The 2450-nt window shown below is 32.0% G+C and carries 1 protein-coding gene; it reads right to left on the bottom strand.

Translation table 11 applies throughout. From position 1 onward, the window contains the following. The coding region (locus ACIPNH_RS04720; RefSeq protein WP_400771987.1) for a hypothetical protein at positions 1-2450 on the bottom strand (2450 nt) is incomplete at both ends.

Genomic DNA, 2450 nt, shown 5'->3' with positions numbered 1-2450 from the left:
TCCTTTCGTCGTGCTGTTGATTCTGCCTTCCTATGACCTGTTCGGACTATTATGAGAAATGCTATAACTACTCTAACTTCATAATCTTTGTCTGTACAGTTAGATGAATTCTGCCAAATCTCTGCGTTTTTCACATTAATCAATCTTGTTTCACAATGAGTAGTAATATTTTGCTTGTTGTCAGAATTAGATACGTAGTTATATGTGTTAACCAATCTTATGTTATTGCTGTTACTATAATTTATAATTCCGTTGTGCAAATCAGCAACGATATCATTAGCTTTAACACTCATTACTACAGTATTTTCTTTTCCTGCTCCACCTTCAAGAGTACCAGATATAGAATTATTAATAATAAAAATAGTTTCATTATTTTTTGAGCCAATATAACGTATATCACTGCCTTCTGGAATATGCATTACCGCCGGATAATTTGCTGCTGCTGTTAATGTCCTTGACCCTGAAATATACAGTACCGAGTCTTTAGGGTATGTTCCCTTTTTTATAAGGGAAGAATCTTTCCTTTTTGGATTAGTAAAAATAAAAGGTTTACCTGAGAGAGTAAAGGTCTCTTGACAATTCCTATGGATTTTGTTGATATTGCATGGAAAAAATCCACCACCCTTTTCATTAATTATTTTACTGCACTGAGATTTTTGTGTCGGTTTTCTTAATGGTGCATCTATAATTCTTAAACCAAGATTTTCGTACTCATATTTTGTTAGATGAGGAATATGTTTTGCATCTGTATTAACAACATAAACCTTCTTTTTATCTATATCTTGATCACATTTAGGATTGTTTTTTATGTTACAGATAAACCTTTCCCAACCTTCATTCATAACCAAAGTATAAGATCTCATAGGTAGTGTTTTAGAGATATCGAGGGAAGATAAATCTTTCTCCGCATTAGAAGCTGTGTTAACATTACTAAAAGAGATGTTATTGTATTTTTCTTCTAACTCACACGTCTGATGACAGAACCCCGTGAACGCTAGACCCGGTTGACATATACGATCTGCATCTCTAATTATCTCACTATATTTTTCTTCAATAGAGATTACATATTGTACAACTGCAGCTATGTCATAATTATCATTTAACAGTTTAATAGCTGCTTCTTTTACGTAAGTTAAATAACCTTTTATTCTAATTGTGTCTTCATATTCTTTTTCTACATCTCTTCCTGTAAAAAACTTGATTACCCCTGCAAAAAACACTTCCGCTTGTTCACCACCAGGTAATAGAGGTACTTGCTCTGCTATTGCTTTAGTATATTCCATTCTTTCATGAATTTTTACGCCAATTGTTATCAATACATCAGCAACCATAGTAACTACTGCTGCCCTACCCAAAACTTTGCCTGCAGCAGATAACCCTCTTAAAATCTTAGTAGTAGCACTTACACTTTTTATCGTAAAACTAACTCCTGCACTTATAGGCTTTATACTCATGCTTGCTAGTTTTATACCACTACTAGCTGTCCAATAATAATTTAATGGATGATTATTACCTTGAGCTATTTCATTTACACTATATCCAAATTGATAAGCGATAGTCGCAAATGTAATACTTTGAACTACAGGATTACTGATAACCTTAACAAAAGCTTGACGTGCAGGCCCTGGTATTTTACCAATCAGTTTTCCTACTTTACTATTAGGAGAAATACTTATACTCTCTCTAACATCATCCATAGCATCTAGTATGCCATTGATACCAAACACTTGCTTCAGAGCATCATTATCATGCCGTCCAAGTGTTGTTGCATCACTTATGCTATCAAACAAGTCATATATGGCCATGAGGGAAAAAAACTTTCCACCTTTTGCTCCTTTTATTTTTGCTGAATCAAATTTATCACGATCAAATGCAATTCCTTTTTCTTTAAGGCTGCTTTCTACATTACTAATATAATCTGCAAAAACTTTTTCACCAAGATCATCAAAATGACTTTTAAACCTATCGAAAGTATCTTCTCTAACTTCTTTTGCTAATAAGCTCTGTTTAATTTCCTTTACAATATCATTGTAATCTTGATTAGTTTGAACACCACCTATGTCTTCAATATATTTTTTATTCTCTAACAACTGCTTATCATTTGATAGTTGATGTAATTTATCAAAGACTACCTCTTTTCCATCTTTAAATATACTATCTAATTTTATTCTATAATCATCAATTTTTAAATAATATTCACTACCTTGCTCTTTAATTTCTTCTATTATAGCATACTCTTTATCGCTGCTTACTTTTAACTTTATCTCAAGATTTTCCTTATCCAGTATATAATTTTCTATACTTTTAATATTTGTAGCGTTATCTATTATTAATTCTTTACCATTACCGTCATTGTCCTTGAATTTTATATTCACCTTATCACTATCAATACTCACTTGAGGAGAATCTATAGTTATAATTTTTGTGTCATAAGCTTCAATACCAGACAA

It is taken from the genome of Wolbachia endosymbiont of Drosophila barbarae (assembly GCF_044752445.1).
In the GTDB taxonomy this organism is placed as follows: domain Bacteria; phylum Pseudomonadota; class Alphaproteobacteria; order Rickettsiales; family Anaplasmataceae; genus Wolbachia; species Wolbachia pipientis.
This window is presented reverse-complemented; position numbering and strand designations above follow the sequence as displayed.